The 19,165-nt window shown below is 72.6% G+C and carries 21 protein-coding genes and 1 pseudogene; 10 read left to right on the forward strand and 12 right to left on the reverse strand.

The window, feature by feature from the left end; genetic code table 11:
• Positions 1 to 31 precede the first annotated feature (31 nt).
• The 5 genes from AB0G16_RS00440 (at position 32) to AB0G16_RS00460 (ending at position 4,468) form a co-directional block, all read left to right on the forward strand.
• Positions 32 to 1,243, forward strand: coding sequence for an ABC transporter ATP-binding protein (locus AB0G16_RS00440; RefSeq protein ID WP_362796938.1), 1,212 nt, complete (start codon positions 32 to 34; stop codon positions 1,241 to 1,243).
• A 1-nt stretch (position 1,244) separates the two neighbouring features.
• Entirely contained in the window at positions 1,245 to 2,042 is a 798-nt protein-coding gene (locus tag AB0G16_RS00445; protein ID WP_362796939.1) for an ABC transporter permease, read from the forward strand.
• Positions 2,043 to 2,055: 13 nt separating this feature from the next.
• Positions 2,056 to 3,294 carry a sensor histidine kinase gene (locus AB0G16_RS00450; RefSeq protein ID WP_362796940.1) on the forward strand — a complete coding sequence of 413 codons (1,239 nt, stop codon included), beginning with the start codon at positions 2,056 to 2,058 and terminating at the stop codon, positions 3,292 to 3,294.
• Between the two features lie 46 nt (positions 3,295 to 3,340).
• Positions 3,341 to 3,934, forward strand: a complete 594-nt coding sequence (locus AB0G16_RS00455) for a response regulator transcription factor (RefSeq protein ID WP_362796941.1) — start codon at positions 3,341 to 3,343, stop codon at positions 3,932 to 3,934.
• A 192-nt stretch (positions 3,935 to 4,126) separates the two neighbouring features.
• Positions 4,127 to 4,468: an STAS domain-containing protein gene (locus tag AB0G16_RS00460; RefSeq protein WP_362796942.1), complete on the forward strand. Its 342-nt coding sequence runs from the start codon at positions 4,127 to 4,129 to the stop codon at positions 4,466 to 4,468.
• A 116-nt stretch (positions 4,469 to 4,584) separates the two neighbouring features.
• Here the strand turns inward: AB0G16_RS00460 and AB0G16_RS00465 are convergent, their stop codons facing one another.
• The 7 genes and pseudogenes from AB0G16_RS00465 to AB0G16_RS00495 all read right to left on the reverse strand — a co-directional run bounded on the left by AB0G16_RS00465 (position 4,585) and on the right by AB0G16_RS00495 (position 10,713).
• Positions 4,585 to 4,998 carry a hypothetical protein gene (locus AB0G16_RS00465; protein ID WP_362797147.1) on the reverse strand — a complete coding sequence of 138 codons (414 nt, stop codon included), beginning with the start codon at positions 4,996 to 4,998 and terminating at the stop codon, positions 4,585 to 4,587.
• Positions 4,999 to 5,166: pseudogene (locus tag AB0G16_RS00470) on the reverse strand (helix-turn-helix domain-containing protein); the annotation flags it as partial. It abuts the gene before it with no gap.
• Positions 5,167 to 5,316: 150 nt separating this feature from the next.
• Complete coding sequence (locus tag AB0G16_RS00475; RefSeq protein ID WP_362796943.1) at positions 5,317 to 6,798, reverse strand: aldehyde dehydrogenase family protein; 1,482 nt, start codon at positions 6,796 to 6,798, stop codon at positions 5,317 to 5,319.
• Between the two features lie 191 nt (positions 6,799 to 6,989).
• The gene (locus AB0G16_RS00480) at positions 6,990 to 7,613 is read right to left on the reverse strand and encodes a response regulator transcription factor (protein ID WP_362796944.1); all 624 of its coding nucleotides are present in this window, start codon (positions 7,611 to 7,613) and stop codon (positions 6,990 to 6,992) included.
• Between the two features lie 43 nt (positions 7,614 to 7,656).
• Positions 7,657 to 8,889, reverse strand: a complete 1,233-nt coding sequence (locus AB0G16_RS00485; protein ID WP_362796945.1) for a sensor histidine kinase — start codon at positions 8,887 to 8,889, stop codon at positions 7,657 to 7,659.
• Positions 8,886 to 9,728, reverse strand: coding sequence for an ABC transporter permease (locus tag AB0G16_RS00490; protein WP_362796946.1), 843 nt, complete (start codon positions 9,726 to 9,728; stop codon positions 8,886 to 8,888). Before AB0G16_RS00490 ends, AB0G16_RS00485 begins: the two co-directional genes overlap by 4 nt.
• Before the next feature lie 142 nt (positions 9,729 to 9,870).
• Positions 9,871 to 10,713, reverse strand: a complete 843-nt coding sequence (locus AB0G16_RS00495; protein ID WP_362796947.1) for an ABC transporter ATP-binding protein — start codon at positions 10,711 to 10,713, stop codon at positions 9,871 to 9,873.
• Positions 10,714 to 10,958: 245 nt separating this feature from the next.
• Between AB0G16_RS00495 and AB0G16_RS00500 the strand changes: the two genes are divergently transcribed.
• The gene (locus AB0G16_RS00500) at positions 10,959 to 11,342 is read left to right on the forward strand and encodes a VOC family protein (RefSeq protein ID WP_362796948.1); all 384 of its coding nucleotides are present in this window, start codon (positions 10,959 to 10,961) and stop codon (positions 11,340 to 11,342) included.
• A gap of 148 nt (positions 11,343 to 11,490) precedes the next feature.
• Here the strand turns inward: AB0G16_RS00500 and nucS are convergent, their stop codons facing one another.
• The 5 genes from nucS to AB0G16_RS00525 all read right to left on the reverse strand — a co-directional run bounded on the left by nucS (position 11,491) and on the right by AB0G16_RS00525 (position 15,355).
• Positions 11,491 to 12,150, reverse strand: coding sequence for an endonuclease NucS (gene nucS, locus AB0G16_RS00505; RefSeq protein WP_362796949.1), 660 nt, complete (start codon positions 12,148 to 12,150; stop codon positions 11,491 to 11,493).
• Between the two features lie 83 nt (positions 12,151 to 12,233).
• Positions 12,234 to 13,388 (reverse strand): ABC transporter permease, encoded by a 1,155-nt coding sequence (locus AB0G16_RS00510; RefSeq protein ID WP_362796950.1) that lies wholly within the window; start codon positions 13,386 to 13,388, stop codon positions 12,234 to 12,236.
• 223 nt (positions 13,389 to 13,611) lie between these two features.
• Positions 13,612 to 14,490, reverse strand: a complete 879-nt coding sequence (locus tag AB0G16_RS00515; RefSeq protein WP_362796951.1) for an ATP-binding cassette domain-containing protein — start codon at positions 14,488 to 14,490, stop codon at positions 13,612 to 13,614.
• Entirely contained in the window at positions 14,490 to 14,918 is a 429-nt protein-coding gene (locus tag AB0G16_RS00520; RefSeq protein ID WP_362796952.1) for a transcriptional regulator, read from the reverse strand. Before AB0G16_RS00520 ends, AB0G16_RS00515 begins: the two co-directional genes overlap by 1 nt.
• Entirely contained in the window at positions 14,915 to 15,355 is a 441-nt protein-coding gene (locus AB0G16_RS00525) for a hypothetical protein (protein ID WP_362796953.1), read from the reverse strand. Before AB0G16_RS00525 ends, AB0G16_RS00520 begins: the two co-directional genes overlap by 4 nt.
• A 185-nt stretch (positions 15,356 to 15,540) precedes the next feature.
• Here AB0G16_RS00525 and AB0G16_RS00530 point away from each other — a divergent pair, with 185 nt between their 5' ends.
• The 4 genes from AB0G16_RS00530 to AB0G16_RS00545 all read left to right on the forward strand — a co-directional run bounded on the left by AB0G16_RS00530 (position 15,541) and on the right by AB0G16_RS00545 (position 19,105).
• On the forward strand, positions 15,541 to 17,088 hold the full coding sequence (locus tag AB0G16_RS00530) for a 3-hydroxybutyryl-CoA dehydrogenase (RefSeq protein ID WP_362796954.1): 1,548 nt from the start codon (positions 15,541 to 15,543) through the stop codon (positions 17,086 to 17,088).
• 62 nt (positions 17,089 to 17,150) lie between these two features.
• Positions 17,151 to 17,402: an ATP/GTP-binding protein gene (locus AB0G16_RS00535; RefSeq protein WP_362796955.1), complete on the forward strand. Its 252-nt coding sequence runs from the start codon at positions 17,151 to 17,153 to the stop codon at positions 17,400 to 17,402.
• A 30-nt stretch (positions 17,403 to 17,432) separates the two neighbouring features.
• Positions 17,433 to 18,188: an alpha/beta hydrolase gene (locus AB0G16_RS00540; protein WP_362796956.1), complete on the forward strand. Its 756-nt coding sequence runs from the start codon at positions 17,433 to 17,435 to the stop codon at positions 18,186 to 18,188.
• Between the two features lie 125 nt (positions 18,189 to 18,313).
• Positions 18,314 to 19,105, forward strand: a complete 792-nt coding sequence (locus AB0G16_RS00545; protein WP_362796957.1) for an alpha/beta hydrolase — start codon at positions 18,314 to 18,316, stop codon at positions 19,103 to 19,105.
• Positions 19,106 to 19,165 lie beyond the last annotated feature (60 nt).

Below are 19,165 nucleotides of genomic sequence, written 5' to 3' on the forward strand. Positions count from 1 at the left end.
TGGTGAGACGCCGGACGGCGACGATCGTCCCATGAGAACACCACAGGCGACGGAACCGGCCGGGGCCGCGGCCGCCGGCCTCGACGACATGATCGAGAACGTGATCGAGGTCGGCGCGCTCCGGCAGGCCTACGGCGACTTCGAGGCGGTCCGCGGCGTCTCCTTCGGCGTCCCGAGGGGCGAGCTGTTCGCGCTGCTCGGCACGAACGGCGCCGGCAAGACCACCACCGTGGAGGTCCTGGAGGGTTTCAGGACCCCCACCGGCGGCGTCGTCCGCGTGCTCGGGCTCGACCCGGTCAGGCAGCGCCGGGAACTGCGGCCCCGCGTGGGGATCATGCTGCAGGAGGGCGGCTTCCTCGGTGACCTCACGGTCGCCGAGACCGTCCGCCTGTGGGAGGGGCTGAGCCGGGACGCGGGCCGCCGGGACGTCCCCGCCGGGCCCTCCGGGGCGTTCTCCCTCCTCGGCCGGCGCGGGGGCGCGGACCGGCGGGCGGTGGACGCCCTGGAGGCGGCGGGGCTGGGCAGGAAGGCCAGGACCAAGGTGCGGCAGCTCTCCGGCGGCCAGCGGCGCAGGCTCGACCTCGTGCTGGCGGTGATCTCCCGGCCGGAGGTGCTCTTCCTGGACGAGCCGACCACCGGCATGGACCCCGAGGCGCGCCGCGCCACCTGGAAGGTGATCGAGGACCTGCGGGCGGGCGGCACCACGGTGCTGCTCACCACCCACTATCTGGAGGAGGCCGAGCGCCTCGCGAGCCGGCTGGCCATCATGCACGAGGGCCGGATCCACCTCCAGGGCACCGTCGAGGAGGTGGTGGCCGGGTCGGGCGACCGCGTCTCCTTCCGCCTGCCCGGCATCTCCCGGGCCTTCGGTGATCTTCCCCTGCTGGACGGCGTGGCCCCCGTGCTGACCTACGGCGGCGACACGGAGGTCACGTACACCCTGACCGGCGCGGGGGCCGAGGCCCGCGCGCACGCGGCGGTGCGGCAGCTCCTGGCCTGGGCCGACGCGCGGGGCGAGACCCTGCGGTGGCTGGTTGTGCGCCGGGGGACCCTGGAGGACGCCTTCATGCGTGTGGCCGGGGAGATACCGGCGGACGGGGAGAAGAGCGGCACGGGCGGCACGGGCGGCACGGGCGGCACGGGCGGCACGGGCGGCACGGGCGGTACGGGCGGCGAGGACGGAAGGGCCGCAGGGCCCGGCGGCGGGCCGGCGACGGCGGGAACGGCGAGAGAGGGCGAGTGACGTGAGAACCGACGTGCTGCACGCGATGAGGCTCGCCAGGCTGGACCTGGCCCTGGTGAGCAGGAACACCATGGTCCTGTTCAACGTGGTCCTGCTGCCGATCCTGATGGCCTGGCTGTACACCCAGGCCGTCGGCGCCGAGAAGATCAACGGCGTGACCGGGAAACTCTTCGTCCTGGCCGGCGTGCCGGGGTTGCTGCTGGTGTTCGCGGTCTTCATCAACCTGGTGAACTCCTTCACCGCCCGGCGCGAGGAACTGGTGCTCAAGCGGCTGCGCGCGGGCCAGCCGTCGGGCCCGGCGATCCTCGGCGGCAGCGCCCTGGGGGCGCTCGTGCTCTATCTCGCCCAGCTGGCGCTCCTGGCCGTCTGGATGTGGCGGTACGAGGGGGTCACGGTGGCCAACGTGCCGATGCTCGTGGTCGTCGCCGTCCTGGGGGTCGCGCTGTTCTGCCTGTTCGCCGCCGCCTTCTCGGGCCTGACGCCCAACGCCGAGCTCGCCCAGGTCACGGTGCTGCCGGTGCTCCTGCTCGTCATGGTCGGCGCCCCGATCGCGTTCCCCTCCGACGCGCTGCCCGGCGCGCTGAGCACCGTCTCCGCGCTGCTTCCCGCGACCCCGGTCGTGGAGATCGCGCGTACCGCCCTCCTGGGCGGGGACCACATCGCCGGCGGTGGGGAGGCGTTGAGCACGGGCGGGCAGTGGGCGGCCGCGCTGCCCTCCTTCGCGATCCTGCTCGTGTGGATCGTGGTGGCCGGGTTGCTGGCCCGGTGGTTGTTCCGCTGGGAACCCCGGCACGGCTAACGTTCACCACGAGATGCCGATCGACGTCAGCGAGAAGGGGATGAGGCGCCTGGCGCGCCTCGTCCCCTCCGCGTTCCCCCGGAAGCAGCGGTCGCCCGTCCAGCGGCTCCGCCGGATGACCGTGTTCTCCCTGACCCTGGGCCTCGTCCTGGCCTGGGTGGGCCCCCTCAGCGCGCTGGGGGACCCCGACGGGCAACCCCGGCCTCCCCTGGTGGTGGCCGCCGCAGTGCTGGGCCTGGTGGGCTTCACCGTCCTCTACATGAGGATCGTCCGGGCGGCCGTGGCGGGCACCTCCGCGAGAGGCGAGATCGTCGCCTCGGCCGTGGTCGCGGTGGTCCTGATGCTGACCCTGGACGGCCACCCGTGGTCGTGGGGGCTGCTGGGCCCGGCCTGGGCGTCGGGTGCGGCGCTGCTGCTGAGCAGGTCCGCCACGGTCGCCGTCACCGTCGTGGCGACCGCCGTCAGCCTGTTTCTCGCGCCTCCGCGCGTCGATCCCGGTCCGGGGCTCGCCGAGGTGTTCCTGGTGCCGCACCCGGACGACGTCTTCCCCGCCCTCGGCGTCTACCTCGGGGTGGCCGCGGCGGCGCCGTGGGCCAACCGGTTCCAGCTCTGGTTCTGGCGGATGGTGCGGGCGGCGGAGGAGGGCAAGGAGGCGCGGGCCAGGCTGGCCGTCACCGAGGAGCGGCTCCGTTTCTCCCGCGACCTGCACGACCTGGTCGGGCACAGCCTCTCGGCGATCGCCGTCAAGAGCGAGGTGGCCGTCAGGCTGTCGGGGACGGACGCCACGCGGGCGGCGGAGGAGATGGACGAGGTACGGGTCCTGGCGCGGCAGACGCTCAAGGAGATCCGCGCGGCGGTGCGCGGCTACCGGACGGTCGACCTCGCCGCCGAGCTGCGCGCGATGACCGCGGTGCTGGAGGCGAGCGGCATCCGCTGCACGCTGGAGACGCCGCCCGAGGCGATGCCCGAGGGGACGGCCACCCTGCTGGCCTGGGTGGTCCGGGAGGGCACCACCAACGTGCTGCGCCACAGCTCCGCCACGGTGTGCCGCATCACGATCGTCGTCCGTGAGGGAGGCGTCGTGCTGGAGATGACCAACGACGGGGTGAACGGGCTGGACGGCAGGGGCGGTACCGGCCTCGTCGGGCTGTCGGAGCGGGTCGCCGCCACCGGGGGGACCGTCACGGCGGGCCCCGGCTGCCCCGGGGAGTTCAGGCTGCGGGCGACGGTCCCGCTGGAGGGAGAGTCATGATCGGGATGACGGCCGCCGCGCCGGGCCGTCCGGCCGGGGCGGCACGGTGATCCGGGTGCTGCTGGCCGACGACGAGCACCTGGTCAGGAAGGCGATCGCCACCCTGCTGGGCCTGGAGCCCGACGTCGAGGTGGTCGCCGAGGTGGGCAGGGGGGACCTGGTGGCGGCGGCCGTGCTGGAGCACCGGCCCGACGTGATCGTGCTGGACATCGAGATGCCGGGGATGGACGGGCTGAGCGTCGCCGAGACGCTGCCGGGCCACGCGGTGCTGATGCTGACCAGTTTCGGGCGGCCCGGGTACCTGCGGCGGGCGCTCGCGGCCGGGGTGCGCGGCTTCGTCCCCAAGGACGCCTCCGCCGACGAGCTGGCGACGGCGATCCGCAGGGTCCACGCGGGCGGGCGCTATCTCGACCCGGAGATGGCCGCCTCGGCGATGATGGCGGGGGAGAGCCCCCTCACGGAGCGCGAACGCGGCTCCCTGGAGCTGGCCGCGCGGGGGGCCTCGGTCGCCGAGATCGCCGCCGCGCTCAACCTCACCCAGGGCACCGTCCGCAACTACCTGTCCAGCGCCATCACCAAACTGGGCGCGACCAACCGGATCACTGCGATCCGGGCGGCCCAGCAAAAAGGTTGGCTTTAAACCGCGTTTTCTCAGTTGATTCGGGCAAGGGACTCTCATGCTCACCGGAAGGACGCGTTCGTGAGCGGGGAGATTCGCCCCCTCTCGTACGCTGTGACAGTGTGTGAACGCGGTGCGTGAGAGCTGACGGAGGAGACGCACCGCCGCTGTGCCCGGCCGCGTCCGCCGCGCGGTCAGGCGGGAGGAGGAGGCATGCGCGTCCCTGGTAATCACCGGGCTCAGGTGGTCGGAGTCGGGAATCGTCTCGACGCCGGGACCGTCGCCGGAGTGCGGCCGCGGCTGCACGAGGCGGTCGACTCCGGGCACGGTGACCTGGTCGTGGATCTCTCCGAGCTGGAGATGATCGACGCCACCGGGCTGGGGGTGCTGGTGGGCACGCACCGCCGTGCCATGGGCGCGGAACGCCGCCTCGTCCTCAGGGGGGTGCCTCCGAGGATCATGCGGGTGCTGGCGGTGACCCGCCTCAACCGGGTCCTCACCGTCGAGCTCACGGCGGCGGAGGTCGCGGAGGCGGCGGAGGCGGCGGTGGCCTGACCGGCCCCGCGTCCCGGGCCGTTCCGGGACCCGGCGTGGTGCCGGGACCCGGCCCCGTGGTTCCGGGACCGGGCCGCGTTCCCGGGAGGCGCCCTCCGGCGGATCCCGGGTCCCGCTCAGGTCACGAAGGACCGCCGGTAGATGTGCGTGGCGGCGTCGATCAGGCTGTCGACCGACGGGGGGTCGTCGGCGAGCACCCACTCGATGAGCAGTTCCTGGACCGCTCCGATCATGCCCAGCGCCAGGAGGTGCCGGTTGGCCTTGGTGGTCTCCGGCAGGTCGCCGAGGTTCATCTTGATCGCGTCGGCGAAGGCCGCCACTCCCATCTGCCGGGAGGTGACCAGGCAGTCGCCCGCCCGGCGCACCTCCAGGTGCAGGATCCGCGCCCGGCGCCTGTCCTCGGTGACGAAACGGATGTACTCGCTCACCCCTGCCTCGACCCGGTCCGCCAGGGTGTCGGGGACCCTGTCGATGACCTTGTGCATGGACTCCAGGGTCTCCTGAATACACCGGGCGTGCAGGGCCTGCATCAATTCCTCACGCCCCGAGAAGCACTCGTAGAAGGCGCGATTGGAGATGCGTGCCCGTGCGCATAATCTCTCGATCGTCGTCTCGGGGAATCCGTGATCGGAATAGAGGGTATACGCGGCGGAGATCAGACGTTCCCGACGTTCCGTCAGGCGCTCCTCCGGTGACATTCCTCGGTACGATCGTCCGTTCACGTCAAGCTCCCACGGGTCGGTGTGAGGTTGACAGATACTCGCTTTATCACTTCCACCTCATGATCCTGGCCCCCAGAATTAACTATTATGGGCGCAAGATCCTTTCTGTGGAAGGGGTGTTTTTTATTACCGGCGTCTTCCGTGCAAGAAGGTGACGAGCCTGACCAGCCGGTCAACTTCTTTCTCGCCCCGGGTGAACGAGGTGAGGTTCATTCCGGGCATGGCGAATCGCCGGCGGGTGACGGCCTTGGGGCGGGTGAACTCCCGTAGCCCGTCCGCGCCGTGGATCCGGCCGAATCCCGAGTCGCCGACCCCGCCGAACGGCAGCGCCGGGATCGACGCGAAGGAGATGATCGAGTTGATGGCGGTCATCCCGCCGCGCATCCGGCGGGCGAGTTCCACGGCCCGCCGGGTGTTCCCCGAGAAGACGGTCCCGGCCAGCCCGTACGCGGTGGCGTTGGTCTTCTCCAGCGCCTCCTCCACGTCGGCGACCCGCTTCACCGTCACCGTGGGGCCGAACGTCTCCTCGCGGACCGCCGAGGAGTCCTCCGGCACGTCCTCGACGATCACCGGGTCGACGAACGGCGCCCGCACCGAGCCGGCCCCGCCCACCACGGCCCGGCCGGCGTCGACCGCGTCGTCGATGTGCCGCCGGATGACGTCGATCTGGGAGGGCATGGTGATCGGCCCGTAGTCGCGCCCGGCCCGCACCCGGCCCGCCCGGTCGGTGAGCTCCTTCATGAAGGCGTCGTAGACCGCGTCCACCACGTAGATCCTCTCCACCCCGACGCACGTCTGCCCGGCGTTGGAGAGCGCGCCCCACAGCGCCGCGTCCGCCGCGGCGGGCAGGTCGGCGTCGGCGTCCACGATCAGCGCGTCCTTGCCGCCGCACTCGGCGACCAGCGGCGTCAGGTTCGCCGCGCAGGCGGCCATCACCCGCTTGGCGGTGGCGGTCGAACCGGTGAAGGCGATCTTGTTCACCCCGGCGTCGGCGGCCAGTGCGGCCCCGGTCTCGCCCAGCCCGGTGACGGTCCGCAGGATCCGGTGCTCCGGTACGGCCTCGGCGCACAGCGCGGCCAGCAGCACCCCGACCCCCGGGGTCAGCTCGCTCGGCTTGAACACCACCGCGTTCCCGGCCGCCAGGGCGTAGGCGATCGACCCCATCGGGGTGAACACCGGGTAGTTCCACGGTCCGATCACCCCGACCACCCCCAGCGGCAGGTACTCCAGGGTGGCCGCGACGTTCGCGGCGACCAGGCCGGGGGAGATCCGCCGCCGCCCGAGCACCCGGTGGGCGTTCCTGGCGGCCCAGTCCAGGTGCGTGATGGTCAGGACGACCTCCAGGACGGCGTCCGCCTTCGGCTTGCCGGTCTCGGCGTGGACGACGTCGACGATCCGGGACAGGTCCCGCGTGATGACCGCCTTGTAGTCGAGCAGCCGCCGCCTGCGCTCGGCCGGGTCGAGCGCGGCCCACCAGGCCGCGGCGACCCCGGCCTCGGCCACGGCGGCGCGCACCGCGGCGGCGTCGTGGATCGGGTGGGTGCCGACGACGGCGCCGGTGGCGGGATCGAGGGAGTCGAAGGTGCGCTGTCCGGTCACCGTGGTCAAGGTCGTCTCCTCTGCGCCGTGGCGGATGCCCGCGCGGACGGCGCTCCCGGCGGGGGGACGTCCACGCGAAGGGGGACGCCCGCGCCGTCCGCGGGACGCGGCGGGCCGTACGGGCACGATGCGCTCACGATAGACCCGCCGCCGCCGTGAGGTACATCGGCGCCCCCTCCGGGGGAGGGACGCCGGGGACGTCAGCGGGTGAGCAGGCCCCGGTCGAGGGCCGTGGTGACGGCGGCGGTGCGGTCGGAGACGCCGAGCTTGCCGAAGGTGCGCAGCAGGTGGGTCTTGACGGTGGTCTCGCTGATGAACAGGGCCCTGCCGATCTCCGCGTTGGTCATCCCCCTGGCCACCAGGGAGAGCACCTCGGTCTCGCGCGGCGAGAGCGACTCGGCCACCGGCGCCCGCATCCGGGTGACCAGCCTGGTCGCCACCGACGGCGAGAGCACGGTCTCCCCGCGCGCCGCGGAGCGGATCGCGGCCAGCAGGTCCGCCCGGGAGGTGTCCTTCAGCAGGTACCCCGCGGCACCCGCCTCGACCGCCCGGACGATGTCGGCGTCCGTCTCGTACGTGGTCAGCACGATCACCCTGCTCTCGGGCCGGTCGGCGAGGATGCGGGAGGTGGCGCTGACCCCGTCCCCGTCGGGCATCCGCAGGTCCATCAGGATCACGTCGGGGCGGAGCCCCCCGGACCGCACGACCGCCTCGTCCCCGGACGAGGCCTCGCCCACCACGGTGATCCCGGGATCGGCCTCCAGCATTCCCCGCAGCCCCTCACGGACCACCGGGTGATCGTCGACGATCATCACGTGGAGCATCTGTCGGCCTCTCCTGCCGGACCGGCGGGGCCGGCCTGTTCGATCATGCGCCGTGGCCGGTGGTGCCGGCCTGTTCGGTGGTGTGGGTCTGTTCGGCGGTGTGGGCCCGCCCGGTGGGGACGATCACCTCGAGTGACGTGCCCCCGCCCGCGGGCGCCGTCACCGCGAAGGTCCCGCCGACCTGCTCGACACGGTTGCGCATGCCGCGCAGGCCGTACCCCCCGGAGTCGCCCGGTTCGAGGCCGCGGCCGTCGTCGCGCACCTCCAGACGGACCGCCTCCTCGCCGTAGGAGATCGAGACGACGACCGACTCCGCCTCCGCGTGCCTGCGCACGTTGGCGAGCCCCTCCTGGACGGCGCGGACGAGGACCACCTCGACCGGCGCGCTCAGCGGCCGGGACCCGCCCGACACCTCGAAGCGGGCGGACAGCCCCGTCTCCTCGCCCAGCCGGTCCGTCAGCCGCCTCAGCGCCTCGTCCAGGGTGGAGCCGTCCAGCGGGGCCGGTGCCAGCGTGGTGACCAGCAGCCGGGCCTCGGCGAGGTTCTCCCGCGCCGTCCGGACGGCCAGTGCCAGGTGCCGGGACGGGTCCGCCTGCGCCTCGGCCGCCTGGATCAGCATGATGATGCTGGTGAAGCCCTGGGCCAGGGTGTCGTGGATCTCCCCGGCCAGCCGCTCGCGCTCGGTCTGGGCCCCGCGCTCGGCCGAGAGCGCGGCCACCTGGGCCCGGCTGCTCTCCAGCTGCTCGATCAGCATGGCCCGCTCCTCGCTCTGCGTGGTGACCTCCTCGATCCAGATGCCGAAGACGGCGGAGGCGAAGACGACGACGGTGATCACCAGCAGGAAGCCGAACGGCTTCGGCGTCACCAGGACGTGGCGGAGCACCGGGGAGAGGTTCAGCGCGATCAGGGCGACGATCGCCGGCCTGGCGCGGAGGACGATGAAGCACTGCGGGTAGAGCGCGAACAGGGCGAACGTCGCGTTCGGCGAGAGCAGCCCGGCCGGGGTGAAGAGCGCGATCACGGCGACGATGTAGGCGATCTCGCGCGGGCGGTCCCGGGAGACGATCGCCGGGCGGCCGAGCAGCAGGTAGAGCGGGAGGATCGCCAGCAGGCAGCCCGTCACGATCAGCTTCTCGTGCGGCGGGGCGCCGGAGGTCACGACGAACCCGACGGGCACCAGCGTCCCGACGACCAGGAGCGCCTCCCAGGCGCGCAGCGACCGCCAGGCGTGCGCTCCCGCCCCCCGGGGGAGGGGCTCGGGGCGGTCGTCCCTCATCCGTCGCGACGGTTCTTCCAGCGGAACGTCATCAGGCACAGCAGCAGTCCTCCGACGGTCCACGCTCCCAGAACCAGGGCGACCCGGTCCAGTTCATAGGAGTTCGCGATCTCCAGCGTGGCGCCGGCGTCACCCAGGAAGACCGAACGGAACCCCTGGCACATCCACTTGAGGGGGAAGAGCGAGGCGATGTTCACCAGCCAGGAGGGAAGCGTGAAGACGGGGATGAAGACCCCGGAGATGAACTGCAGCACCGTGAACGGCACGGTGATCACCGCGGCGGCGCTCTTGGACGAGCGGGGCAGGCCGCTGATCGCGACGCCGAGCAGGGAGGACCCGATCACGCCGAGCACGAACACCCAGGCGAAGGTGAACCACCTGGACGCCTCCGACGGCAGGCTCAGGTCGAACAGCGCGACCCCGATGGCCAGGAGGACGACGACCTGGAGGAAGGAGACGAGCAGGGTGGTGAGGGCCTTGCCCATGAAGTAGGCGGCGCGGGGCAGCGGCGTTCCCGCCAGCCGCTTGAGCGTGCCGTTGTCGCGGTCCATCGCGATGGTGATCCCGAGGTTCTGGAACCCCGTCATCGCGGCGGTGCCGATCAGTCCGGCCACGTAGAGCTGGGAGACGGTCAGGCCCGTTCCCTCGACCTGGCTGGAGAAGATCGACCCGAAGAGCACCAGCATGACGATCGGGAAGGCGAAGGTGAAGACGACCGCGTCCCTCTCGCGGAAGAACATCCTGGTCTCCAGGGCCGCCCGGGACAGTCCCAGACGGGCGACGGAGGGCTGGCCCGTCTCGGCGGGCGGGGCGGCGGGGCGGTCAAGGGTCCGGTTCATCTCTGGGAACACCTCTGGGGGTCGGTGGGGTGCGGGTCCGGCGTGCGGGGCCGGCGTAGGGGGCCGGCGTGCGGATCCGGTGTGCGGGTCTTTCGGCATGCGGGTCTTTCGGTGTGCGGAGGGGCGGCGTGCGGGCCCGTGGTCAGGGGGAGGACCTGATGAGACCGAGGTAGACGTCCTCCAGGGACGGCCGGGTCACGGTCAGCCCGGGAACCTCGCCGCCGAAGCGGTGGGTCAGCTCCAGGACGGTCGTGGTCGGCGTGTCCGTCTCCAGGAAGCGGCGCTCACCTCCCTCGGACCAGGCGACCACGGCCTTGGCGGTGGCCCGGCCGCCCAGGGACGAGGGCTCGCCCTCGGCGACGACGCGTCCCGCGGCGACCACCGCGACCCGGTCGGCCAGCGCCTCGGCCTCGTCCAGGTAGTGGGTCGTCAGCACGATCGTGGTGCCGTCGCGGGCCAGGCCCTCGATCAGCCCCCAGAACCGCCTGCGGGCCTCCGGGTCGAAGCCGGTCGTCGGCTCGTCCAGGAAGAGCAGCTCGGGGGAGCCGATCACGCCGAGCGCGACGTCCACCCGGCGCCGCTGGCCACCGGAGAGCTTCCGGATGCGGCTTCCGGCCTTCTCGGTCAGCCCGACCAGCTCGATGACCTCGTCGGGGTCCTTGGCCCGCGGGTAGTAGCCCGCGAAGTGCCGGACGATCTCCCGTACGGTCGTCTCGGCGACGTCCTCGGCCGTCTGCGGCACGATGCCGATCCGCGACCGCCACGCGCGGGTCGGCCTGCCCGGGTCGACGCCCAGGACGCTGACCTCTCCGGCGTCCCTGGTGCGGTGCCCCTCCATGATCTCTACCGCGGTCGACTTCCCGGCCCCGTTCGGGCCGAGGATCGCGAAGACCTCGCCCGCCCGGATGTCGAGGTCGATGTCCGCGACGGCCCGCACGTCGCCGTAGCGCTTGGCCAGGCCCCTCACTCTCACCGCTGTGTCCATGTCGCAAGCCTCGCGCCGGCGCGGTTCCGGCGGGACCGACGTTCGACGGAACCGGTTGTCCACCGAACGGAGGACACGGGCGGCGGGCGCGGAGGCGGGACGGGGGCGGCGGGCGTGAAGGGGCGGGCCGGACGGGGCCGTGCCTCACCGTCGCCGGCGCGATATCCTTCCGGTGGGCATCAAACGTCGTCACCGGTCGGGTGAGGCGCACGAGGTGCCCGGGATGCCTTTGGGGGCATTTCAGCATGGCGGTTCATTTCAATCACACGATCGTCTTCTCCAGGGACAGGCAGGTCTCCGCAGAGTTCCTGGCGCACATCCTCGGGTTGAGGGTCGGCAGGCAGTGGGGCCCGTTCCTCCCGGTGGAGACGGCCAACGGCGTCACCCTGGACTTCGCGACCAGCGACCAGGAGACGATCACGGAGCATCACTACGCGTTCCTGGTCACCGAGGAAGAGTTCGACGAGATCCTCGAGCGGGTCAAGGCGGCCCGGGTCACCTACTACCCGGATCCCCGCCTGTCCCGGCCGAACGAGATCAACCACAACGACGGCGGGCGCGGTTTCTACTTCCTCGACCCGGACCGGCACGGCATGGAAGTGATCACGGTCCCCTACGGCGGCTGGTGACCACGGGCCCCGCTCGCACGTCCGCGTGGAACGCGCGGTCCCGGGTCCTCGTCGGCCCTCGTCGGCCCTTGTCGGCCCTCGTCGCGTCCGCCTGGTGCGGGCGTGGCGAGGGCCGCCGGGCGGGCGTGGGGGAGTCGCGGGGTACGGCTCAGAACAGCGTGTCGTTGCGCTCGATGCCGCGCAGCTCGTCGTAGTCGAGGGTCACGCAGCGGATGCCGCGGTCGGTGGCCAGCGTCTTGGCCTGCGGGGCGATGCTCTGCGCGGCCAGGATGCCGCTGACCGGGGCGAGCAGGGGATCGCGGTTCATCAGCTCCAGGTAGCGGGTGAGCTGTTCCACGGCGTCGATGCCGGCGCGGCGCTTGAGCTCCACCGCGACGGAGGCGCCCGTGTGGTCGCGGCAGAGGATGTCGACCGGTCCGATGGCCGTCATGTACTCGCGGCGGACCAGCGTCCAGCCCGCCCCCAGGGTGGTGATGTGCTCGGCCAGCAGCTCCTGCAGGTGGGCCTCGACCCCGTCCTTGATCAGGCCCGGGTCCACGCCCAGCTCGTGGCTGGTGTCGTGGAGGATCTCCTCCATGGTCAGGACGAGCTGCTCGCCGGTCTTGCCGTGGGTCACCGTCCAGGTGCCCTCCTCCTCGCGGAGCCTGCACGGCGGGTTCATCCAGTTCAGCGGCTTGAAGGCGCGGTCGTCCGCGTGGATGGAGACGCTGCTGTCGGCCTTGATGAGAATGAGCCGGGGTGCCATCGGAAGATGGGCGGTGAGCTTTCCGACGTAATCCACGCTGCACCGCGCGATGACCAGACGCATGAGCGAACCCTACCGGCCCGACGGTCCCGGGATCCCCGTGATCCGTCCGGCCGGCAGGGCGCCGCACCGCTTTCCCCGCTCCCTCAGCGCACGGCCTCGGAGAGCTTGACGCGTCCGCCGGTGCGCAGGACCGCGCGGCGGTAGATGCGCGCGCCGAGCATGAGCATGCCCGCCGTCGCCAGGAGCATCAGGACCGCCGCGACGGCGATCTCCCAGGTGGCCACACCGCCCCCGGCCATCCGTACCGGCATGACCATCGAGGAGAACGGCGGCACCAGTGACAGGATCCGGGCGACCGAGCCGTTCGGCTGGACCGCCGCGTAGTAGGCCACCAGGTAGGTGACCATCATGAGCATCGTCATCGGCGTCAGGACGCTGTTCGCGTCCTCCTGCCGGGAGACCAGCGATCCGAGCGCCGCGGCCATCGCCGCGAAGAACGCGTAGCCGAGGACGAACCAGAACAGCGCGCTGAGCACGATGCCCACCATGCCCGGGGGCAGGTCGGCCGTGAGGCCGGTGGCCGCGGCGGCCCCGAGGCCGGCCACGATGACCACGAGGAGGTTGGCCAGCGCGAGCGCGCCCAGTCCCACGATCTTGCCGCCGAGCAGTTGCCAGGGGCGGACCGAGCTGAGCAGGATCTCCACGATCCGGCTGCCCTTCTCCTCCACCACCCCCATCGCGACGTACATGGAGGAGTAGATGAGCAGGAAGAACAGCACCATGACCAGCAGTGACGCGAGGCCCGTCCGGATGCCGGCGTAACGGGCGTCGGCGCCGACCGAGACCTGCTCCAGGGGGGCGACCGTCATGGCCCGGGTGACCTTGGCCGGATCCAGGCCCGCGTCGGCCAGTTGCCTCTGGGCCTGGACGGTCTGGTTGGCGTTCTCCAGCAGCAGGCCGAGCTCGCGGTCGACCTCGCCGTCGGCGAGGATCCTGCGCCCGTCCACCACGGCGGCGTCCAGGTCGCCCGCGGTGATCGCGCCGCGCGCCGCGGCCTCGTCCGCGAGGTCCCTGACGGCGACCTCCGCCTCCTCGGCGGTGCCGGTCAGGGCCGGGCGGAGCGCCTGCGACTGCGCTCCCACCAGTCCCACGGTGTAGGAGTCGGACCCGGAGAAGAGCTTGGGCAGGAACGCGACCGCCGCCACCAGCACCGCGCTCACCACCAGGCTGATGACGAACGCCTTCGTACGGCCGCGCGTGACGATCTCGCGTCGCGCGACCAGCCAGAGCCCGTTCATCGCCGCACCGTCCTCTCGTCCGGGGCCGTCAGGCCCGCGGTCGTCGTGTTCCCGCATGTGCTCGTCCCGCGGGCCGCGCCCGCAGCGGTGCCCGCAGTCTTGGTCGTGGCCCGGACGGCGGCCCGGGACGTGGTCCAGGGCGTGGTCCGGGTGGTTCGGGGCGTGGTCCGGGTGGTCCCGGTGGTCCCGGTGGTCCCGGTGGTCCGGGTGGTGGTCAGGCGCGTCATGCCACGGTCTCGCGGAAGATCTCGGTGAGCGTGGGCCGCTGCCAGCCGAAGTGCTCGACCCTCCCCGCCTTGACCGCGAGGTGCAGGATCTCCTGGCCGTCGCCGTCCACGCCCGCGACGAGGACCTCGTCGCCCTTCTCGGTGACCTCTCCCGGCAGGCTCGCGGCCCAGCCGGGGACGGCGTCCCTGACGACCACCCTGAGCAGGCCGCGGCCGCCGCGGTCGCGCAGGTCCTCGACCGGGCCGGTGGCGACCATGCGGCCGGCGGAGACGATGCCGACCGAGTCGCAGAGCCGCTCGACGAGGTCGAGCTGGTGGCTGGAGAAGAGCACCGGCACGCCCTGGCGGCACCGCTCGGCGAGCACGCCCGCCAGCGCGTCGACGGCCAGCGGGTCCAGGCCGGAGAACGGCTCGTCCAGGACGAGCGCCTCGGGCCGGTGCACCAGCGCCACCGCGAGCTGCGCGCGCTGCTGGTTGCCCAGCGAGAGCGTGTCCACCGCGTCGTTCGCGCGCTCGGTGAGCGAGAGCCGCTCCAGCAGGTCGCCGGTGGCCTTTCTGGCCTCGCCCGCGCCCAGGCCGCTGAGCCTTCCGAAGTACTCGATCTGCTCGGCGACCTTCATCTTCTGGTAGAGGCCGCGCTCCTCGGGCATGTAGCCGAACCGGCGGCGGTCCTGGAAGGTCAGCTCCCGGCCGTCCCGGCGTACGGTGCCCGAGTCGGCCGTCAGCAGCCCCATCAGGATGCGCATCGTGGTGGTCTTGCCCGCGCCGTTCGCGCCGACGAAACCGAACATCTCGCCCGGTTTCACGGAGAACGTCACTCCGGCCAGGGCGCTCTTGTCGCCGTACCGTTTGTGCAGGTCGTCAATCTCGATCATCAGGGGGACCCATCGGTGAGACGTCTCAGTACGGAGACGTAGTCGTGGAACGCTCGACGGCCCTCGTCCGTGAGGGCCAGCCAGGTGCGTGGGCGCTTACCCACGAAGGCCTTCTCCACGCGGACGTAGCCGGCCTCCTCCAGAGTCATGACGTGCTTGGAGAGGAGGGAGTCGCTGACCTCGATCGTGTCGCGCAGGAAGCGGAACTCGGCCCTGTCGGTGACCGAGAGCGCGGCCATGACCGAGAGGCGGACGGGCGCGTGGATGACGTCGTCGAGCTCGTGGCGAGGGTGTGACCCCGCGCCACCCGCGCCGACCGTACCACTTGCGCCGTTCGTGCTGTTCGTGCCGTTCACGCCGTTCGTACCGCTTGCGCCGTCCGCGCCGGTCGTGTCGCCGGCGCCGGCCGTGCCGCGCGCGTCGCTCATCGGGCGGCCCGCAGCACCCGCCAGGCGGCGTAGAAGGGCGGCAGGCTCGCGCCGATCGCCAGCACGATCAGCGTCGCCTTCCAGCCGTTCCCGGGATCGTCGGGGACGAGGAACAGGCCGACCAGGAAGACGACCGTGACGGCGCCGAGGTAGGTGACCGTGATCGGCCCGGTCGACCTGTTGGCCCAGGTGACCTCACGGTCCTCGACGCTCATGTTGCCGAGGTACCAGGTGGCGACGACGGTCAGGGCGAGCCACGTCAGGCCGACCGTCAGCTGGGACCAGGAGGGGCCGAAGTTCATGACCGGCCAGTACACGATCGTGGCCAGGCCGATGACCACGTACATCAGCCCCGCGACGCGCGCCGGGCGGCGGGCGCGCCGGTCGATCTCACCGATCCGGCGCAGTGCCTCCTGGGGTGTCAGCTCATCCTTCACGGCTCCTCCTATGCTCATGTACTCAAACGGTAATGCATACTCAACTATCGTTCAAGTAGTCATCTGCCGCTCCCTGGCCGGAACCGGGTTTTGGGATAGCCGGTCCCTGTCTGGGAGACTGTGGCGATGCCGGAACGGGTTGTCCGCCACGCGGAGCGGGTTCCGCGTGCGGGGTGGGGAGAGCGATGACGAGCACTTTCGCAACGGTGGGTGTGGTCGGCCTCGGCACGATGGGCGCCGGGATCGCCGAGTGTTTCGCCCGCGCCGGGATCTCCGTGATCGGCGTGGAGGCCGGCCCGGAGGCGCTGGCGCGGGGCCGGGGTCACCTGGAGGACTCCACCGGCCGCGCCCTGTCCAAGGGCAGGCTGACCGAGGACGCCCGCCGGGAGATCCTGGGCAGGGTGACCCTCACCACCTCGCTGGAGGACCTGGCCGACGCCGACCTGGTGATCGAGGCCGTCCCCGAGGTCATGGACTTCAAGCGGGCGATCTTCACGGACCTGGACCGGATCTGCAAGCCGTCCGCGGTGCTCGCCACCAACACCTCCTCGCTCTCGGTCACCGCGATCGCGGCCACCACCACCCGGCCGGGCCGGGTGATCGGCATGCACTTCTTCAACCCCGCGCCGGTCATGCGGCTCATCGAGGTGATCCGCACGATGGTCACCGACGAGGGGCTGGCCGAGGAGGTGGCCGACCTCGCGCGGCGGCTCGGCAAGACCCCGGTCACGGTCGGCGACCGGGCCGGGTTCGTGGTCAACCGGCTCCTGCTGCCGTACCTCAACCACGCCGCCGTCCTGCTGGAGAACGGCGTGGCCGCCCGCGACGACATCGACACCGCGATGAGGCTCGGCGCCGGTCTGCCCATGGGGCCCTTCGCCCTGCTGGACCTGATCGGCCTGGACACCTCCTACGAGGTGCTGGGCGTGCTGTTCCAGGAGAGCCGCGACCGCCGCCACGCCCCCGCGCCGATCCTGCGCGAGCTCATCACCGCGGGTCTGCTCGGCCGCAAGGCCGGCGGAGGCTTCCACGGCCCCTCCGGAGCCGCCGGCCCGGCCGGGCGCGCCGGTTCGGCCGGGTCCTCCGGGAACGCCGGGTCCTCCGGGAACGCCAGGAACGCCGGGGACGCCGCGCCGTCCGCGGACGAGCCCTCGCTGAAGCGGGTCGCGGTCCTGGGCGAGGGGAACGACGCCTTCGCCGCCCGTCTGGCCGCCGAGGGCCTCACGGTCGTGCCCGTGGAGGAGGCCGAGGCGGTCGTCGCGCTGTCCAGCGTCCCGGTGGTCGAGCTCGCCCCGGGGTTGCCGTACCCCGAGCGCCTGGTCGGCCTGCACCTGGTGGGCGAGGGCGTCGCAGAGGTCGCCTCCACGGTGCTGACCGACCCCCGGGTCGCGCGGGCGGTGCACGGGCTGGTCCGCGCCGTCGGGCGCGTACCGGTGCCGTGCCGGGACCGGGCCGAGTTCGTGGTGGACGCGCTGCTGTACCCGTACCTCAACGACGCCGTCCGGATGTACGACTCCGGCTACGCCACCCGCGAGGACATCGACGTCGCGATGCGGCTCGGCTGCGGTTACCGGCAGGGCCCGTTCGAGACCCTCGACGCGCTCGGCCTGGAGACCGTCCGCGACGGGCTGCGCGCCCTCTACGCCGAGTACCGCGAACCGTTCCTCGCGCCCGCGCCGCTGCTGGAGCAGCTCGTCGCGGCCGGGGCGCGGAGCTTCCGAGACCTGCCGTGAGCCCGCGCAGGGCACGTCGCGCCGGTCCCTTCGACCGCGGCGCCAAGGGGACGGCCCGTCCCGTGGGCGCGTTCGTGCCCGGCCTGGACCGTACCGAGGACTGGCCCGACGGCGAGTGGCGGGTACGCCGGCTCACCGGCGGGGCGGCGGACAAGGTCTACCGCTGCCCCGGCTGCGACCAGGAGATCGGCGCGCGCCTGCCGCACGTGGTGAGCTGGCCGGCCTGGCCCGGCGGTGAGGACGAGCGCAGGCACTGGCACACCGCGTGCTGGCGCAACCGGCTCAGGCACGGCCCCGGCCGCAGCAGGTACTGAACGACCCACCACGCCGACTTGAGGAGAGAGATGGAGATCAGGGCCTCCACGGTGCTGCCCGCGCGCAGGGAACCGATCGAGCTGCACACCGGCGACGGGCTGACCCTCGTCGGCGAGCTGGCCCTCCCGGCCGACCGGCCGCCGGTGGCCACGCTGGTCTGCCTGCACCCGCTGCCCACCCACGGCGGCATGATGGACAGCCACGTCTACAAGAAGGCGGCCAACCGGCTGCCGGCCCTCGCCGACCTGGCCGTGCTGCGGTTCAACACCCGCGGCACCACCTCGGAGCGGGGCACCTCCCAGGGCGCCTTCGCCGAGGGCGAGGGCGAGCGGCTGGACGTCGCCGCCGCACTGGAGTACGCCGACTTCCACGACCTGCCCCGGGTCTGGCTGGTGGGCTGGTCCTTCGGCACCGAGCTGGCGCTTCGGTGGGGGCACGACCCGCTGGTGCGGGGCGCGATCCTGCTCTCCCCGCCGCTGCGCCGGGCGGGTGACGCCGACCTCGACGCCTGGGCGCGGTTCGGCCGGCCGCTGGTCGCGCTGGTGCCCGAGTTCGACGACTACCTGCGCCCGCAGGAGGCCCGCGAACGCTTCGCCCGCGTGCCGCAGGCCGAGGTCGTCGGGGTGGACGACGCCAAGCACCTGTGGGTCGGCGAGCCGTACGTGCGGATCGTGCTCGACGAGATCGTCCGCCGGGTGAACCCGGCCGCCCACCCCCTGCCCACCGAGGTCGCCGACGCGCCCGCCGGGACCACCGGCCGGCCCGCCGAGGTCGGCGGGCCGTGACCCTCGTCCGGCCCGGGTCCCCTCCGTGACCCTCGTCCGGCCCGGGTCCCCTCCGTGACCCCCGTCGGACCCGGACCTTCTCCGCGGTCCTCGCCCGCGGCGGGCCGCGAGCATACGGTGGGGGCGTGCGACTGTACACACGCTCGGCGGGCGAGGGACTCCCGGTCGTCCTCCTCCACGCCTTCCCCCTGTCCTCCGCGATGTGGCTGGCCCAGCGGGAGGGCCTGGCCGAGACCTGCAAGGTCATCACGCCCGACCTGCGCGGCTTCGGCGGCTCGGCGCTGGGCGAGGACGAGCCCTCCCTGGACGTGATGGCCGACGACGTCGTCCGGCTGCTGGACGACGAGGGCGTCGACCGGGCGGTCGTCGGCGGCCTGTCCATGGGCGGCTACGTGACGATGGCCCTGTGCCGGCGCCACCCCGACCGCCTGCTGGGGGTGATCCTCGCCGACACCAAGGCGGGCGCCGATCCCGAGGAGGCCAGGTCCGGCCGCGAGTCGATCGCCGCCGACGTGCTGAGGGAGGGCACGTCCGTCCTGGTGGACAGGGTGCTGCCCGGCCTGCTCGGGCAGACCACGCTGCGGCGCAGGGCGATGGTCTCCGGCCGGGTACGGGGGCTGGTCCAGGCCGCCCCTCCGGTGGCCGCCGCCTGGGCGCAGCGGGCCATGGCGGCCCGCCCGGACTCCTTCAGCACGTTGCGGGCGCTGGCGGTGCCCGTCCTGGTGGTCGTGGGGGAGGAGGACGAGCTCACCCCGCCCGCGGCCGCGGGCGCCATGGCGGAGGCGGCGCCCGACGGACGGCTGGAAGTGATCGAGAAGGCCGGTCACCTCAGCGCGGTCGAGCAGCCCGAGGCGTTCAATCGAGCGGTCCGCGGCTTCGTGGCCGAGGTCGCCGGGGGATCACCGTCCCGCCGGTGAGCGGTGAGCGGTGAGCGGTGAGCGGTGAGCGGTGAGCGGTGAGCGGTGAGCGGTGAGTCG

The sequence above is a fragment of the Streptosporangium sp. NPDC023615 genome, assembly GCF_040640155.1.
Lineage (GTDB): Bacteria > Actinomycetota > Actinomycetes > Streptosporangiales > Streptosporangiaceae > Streptosporangium.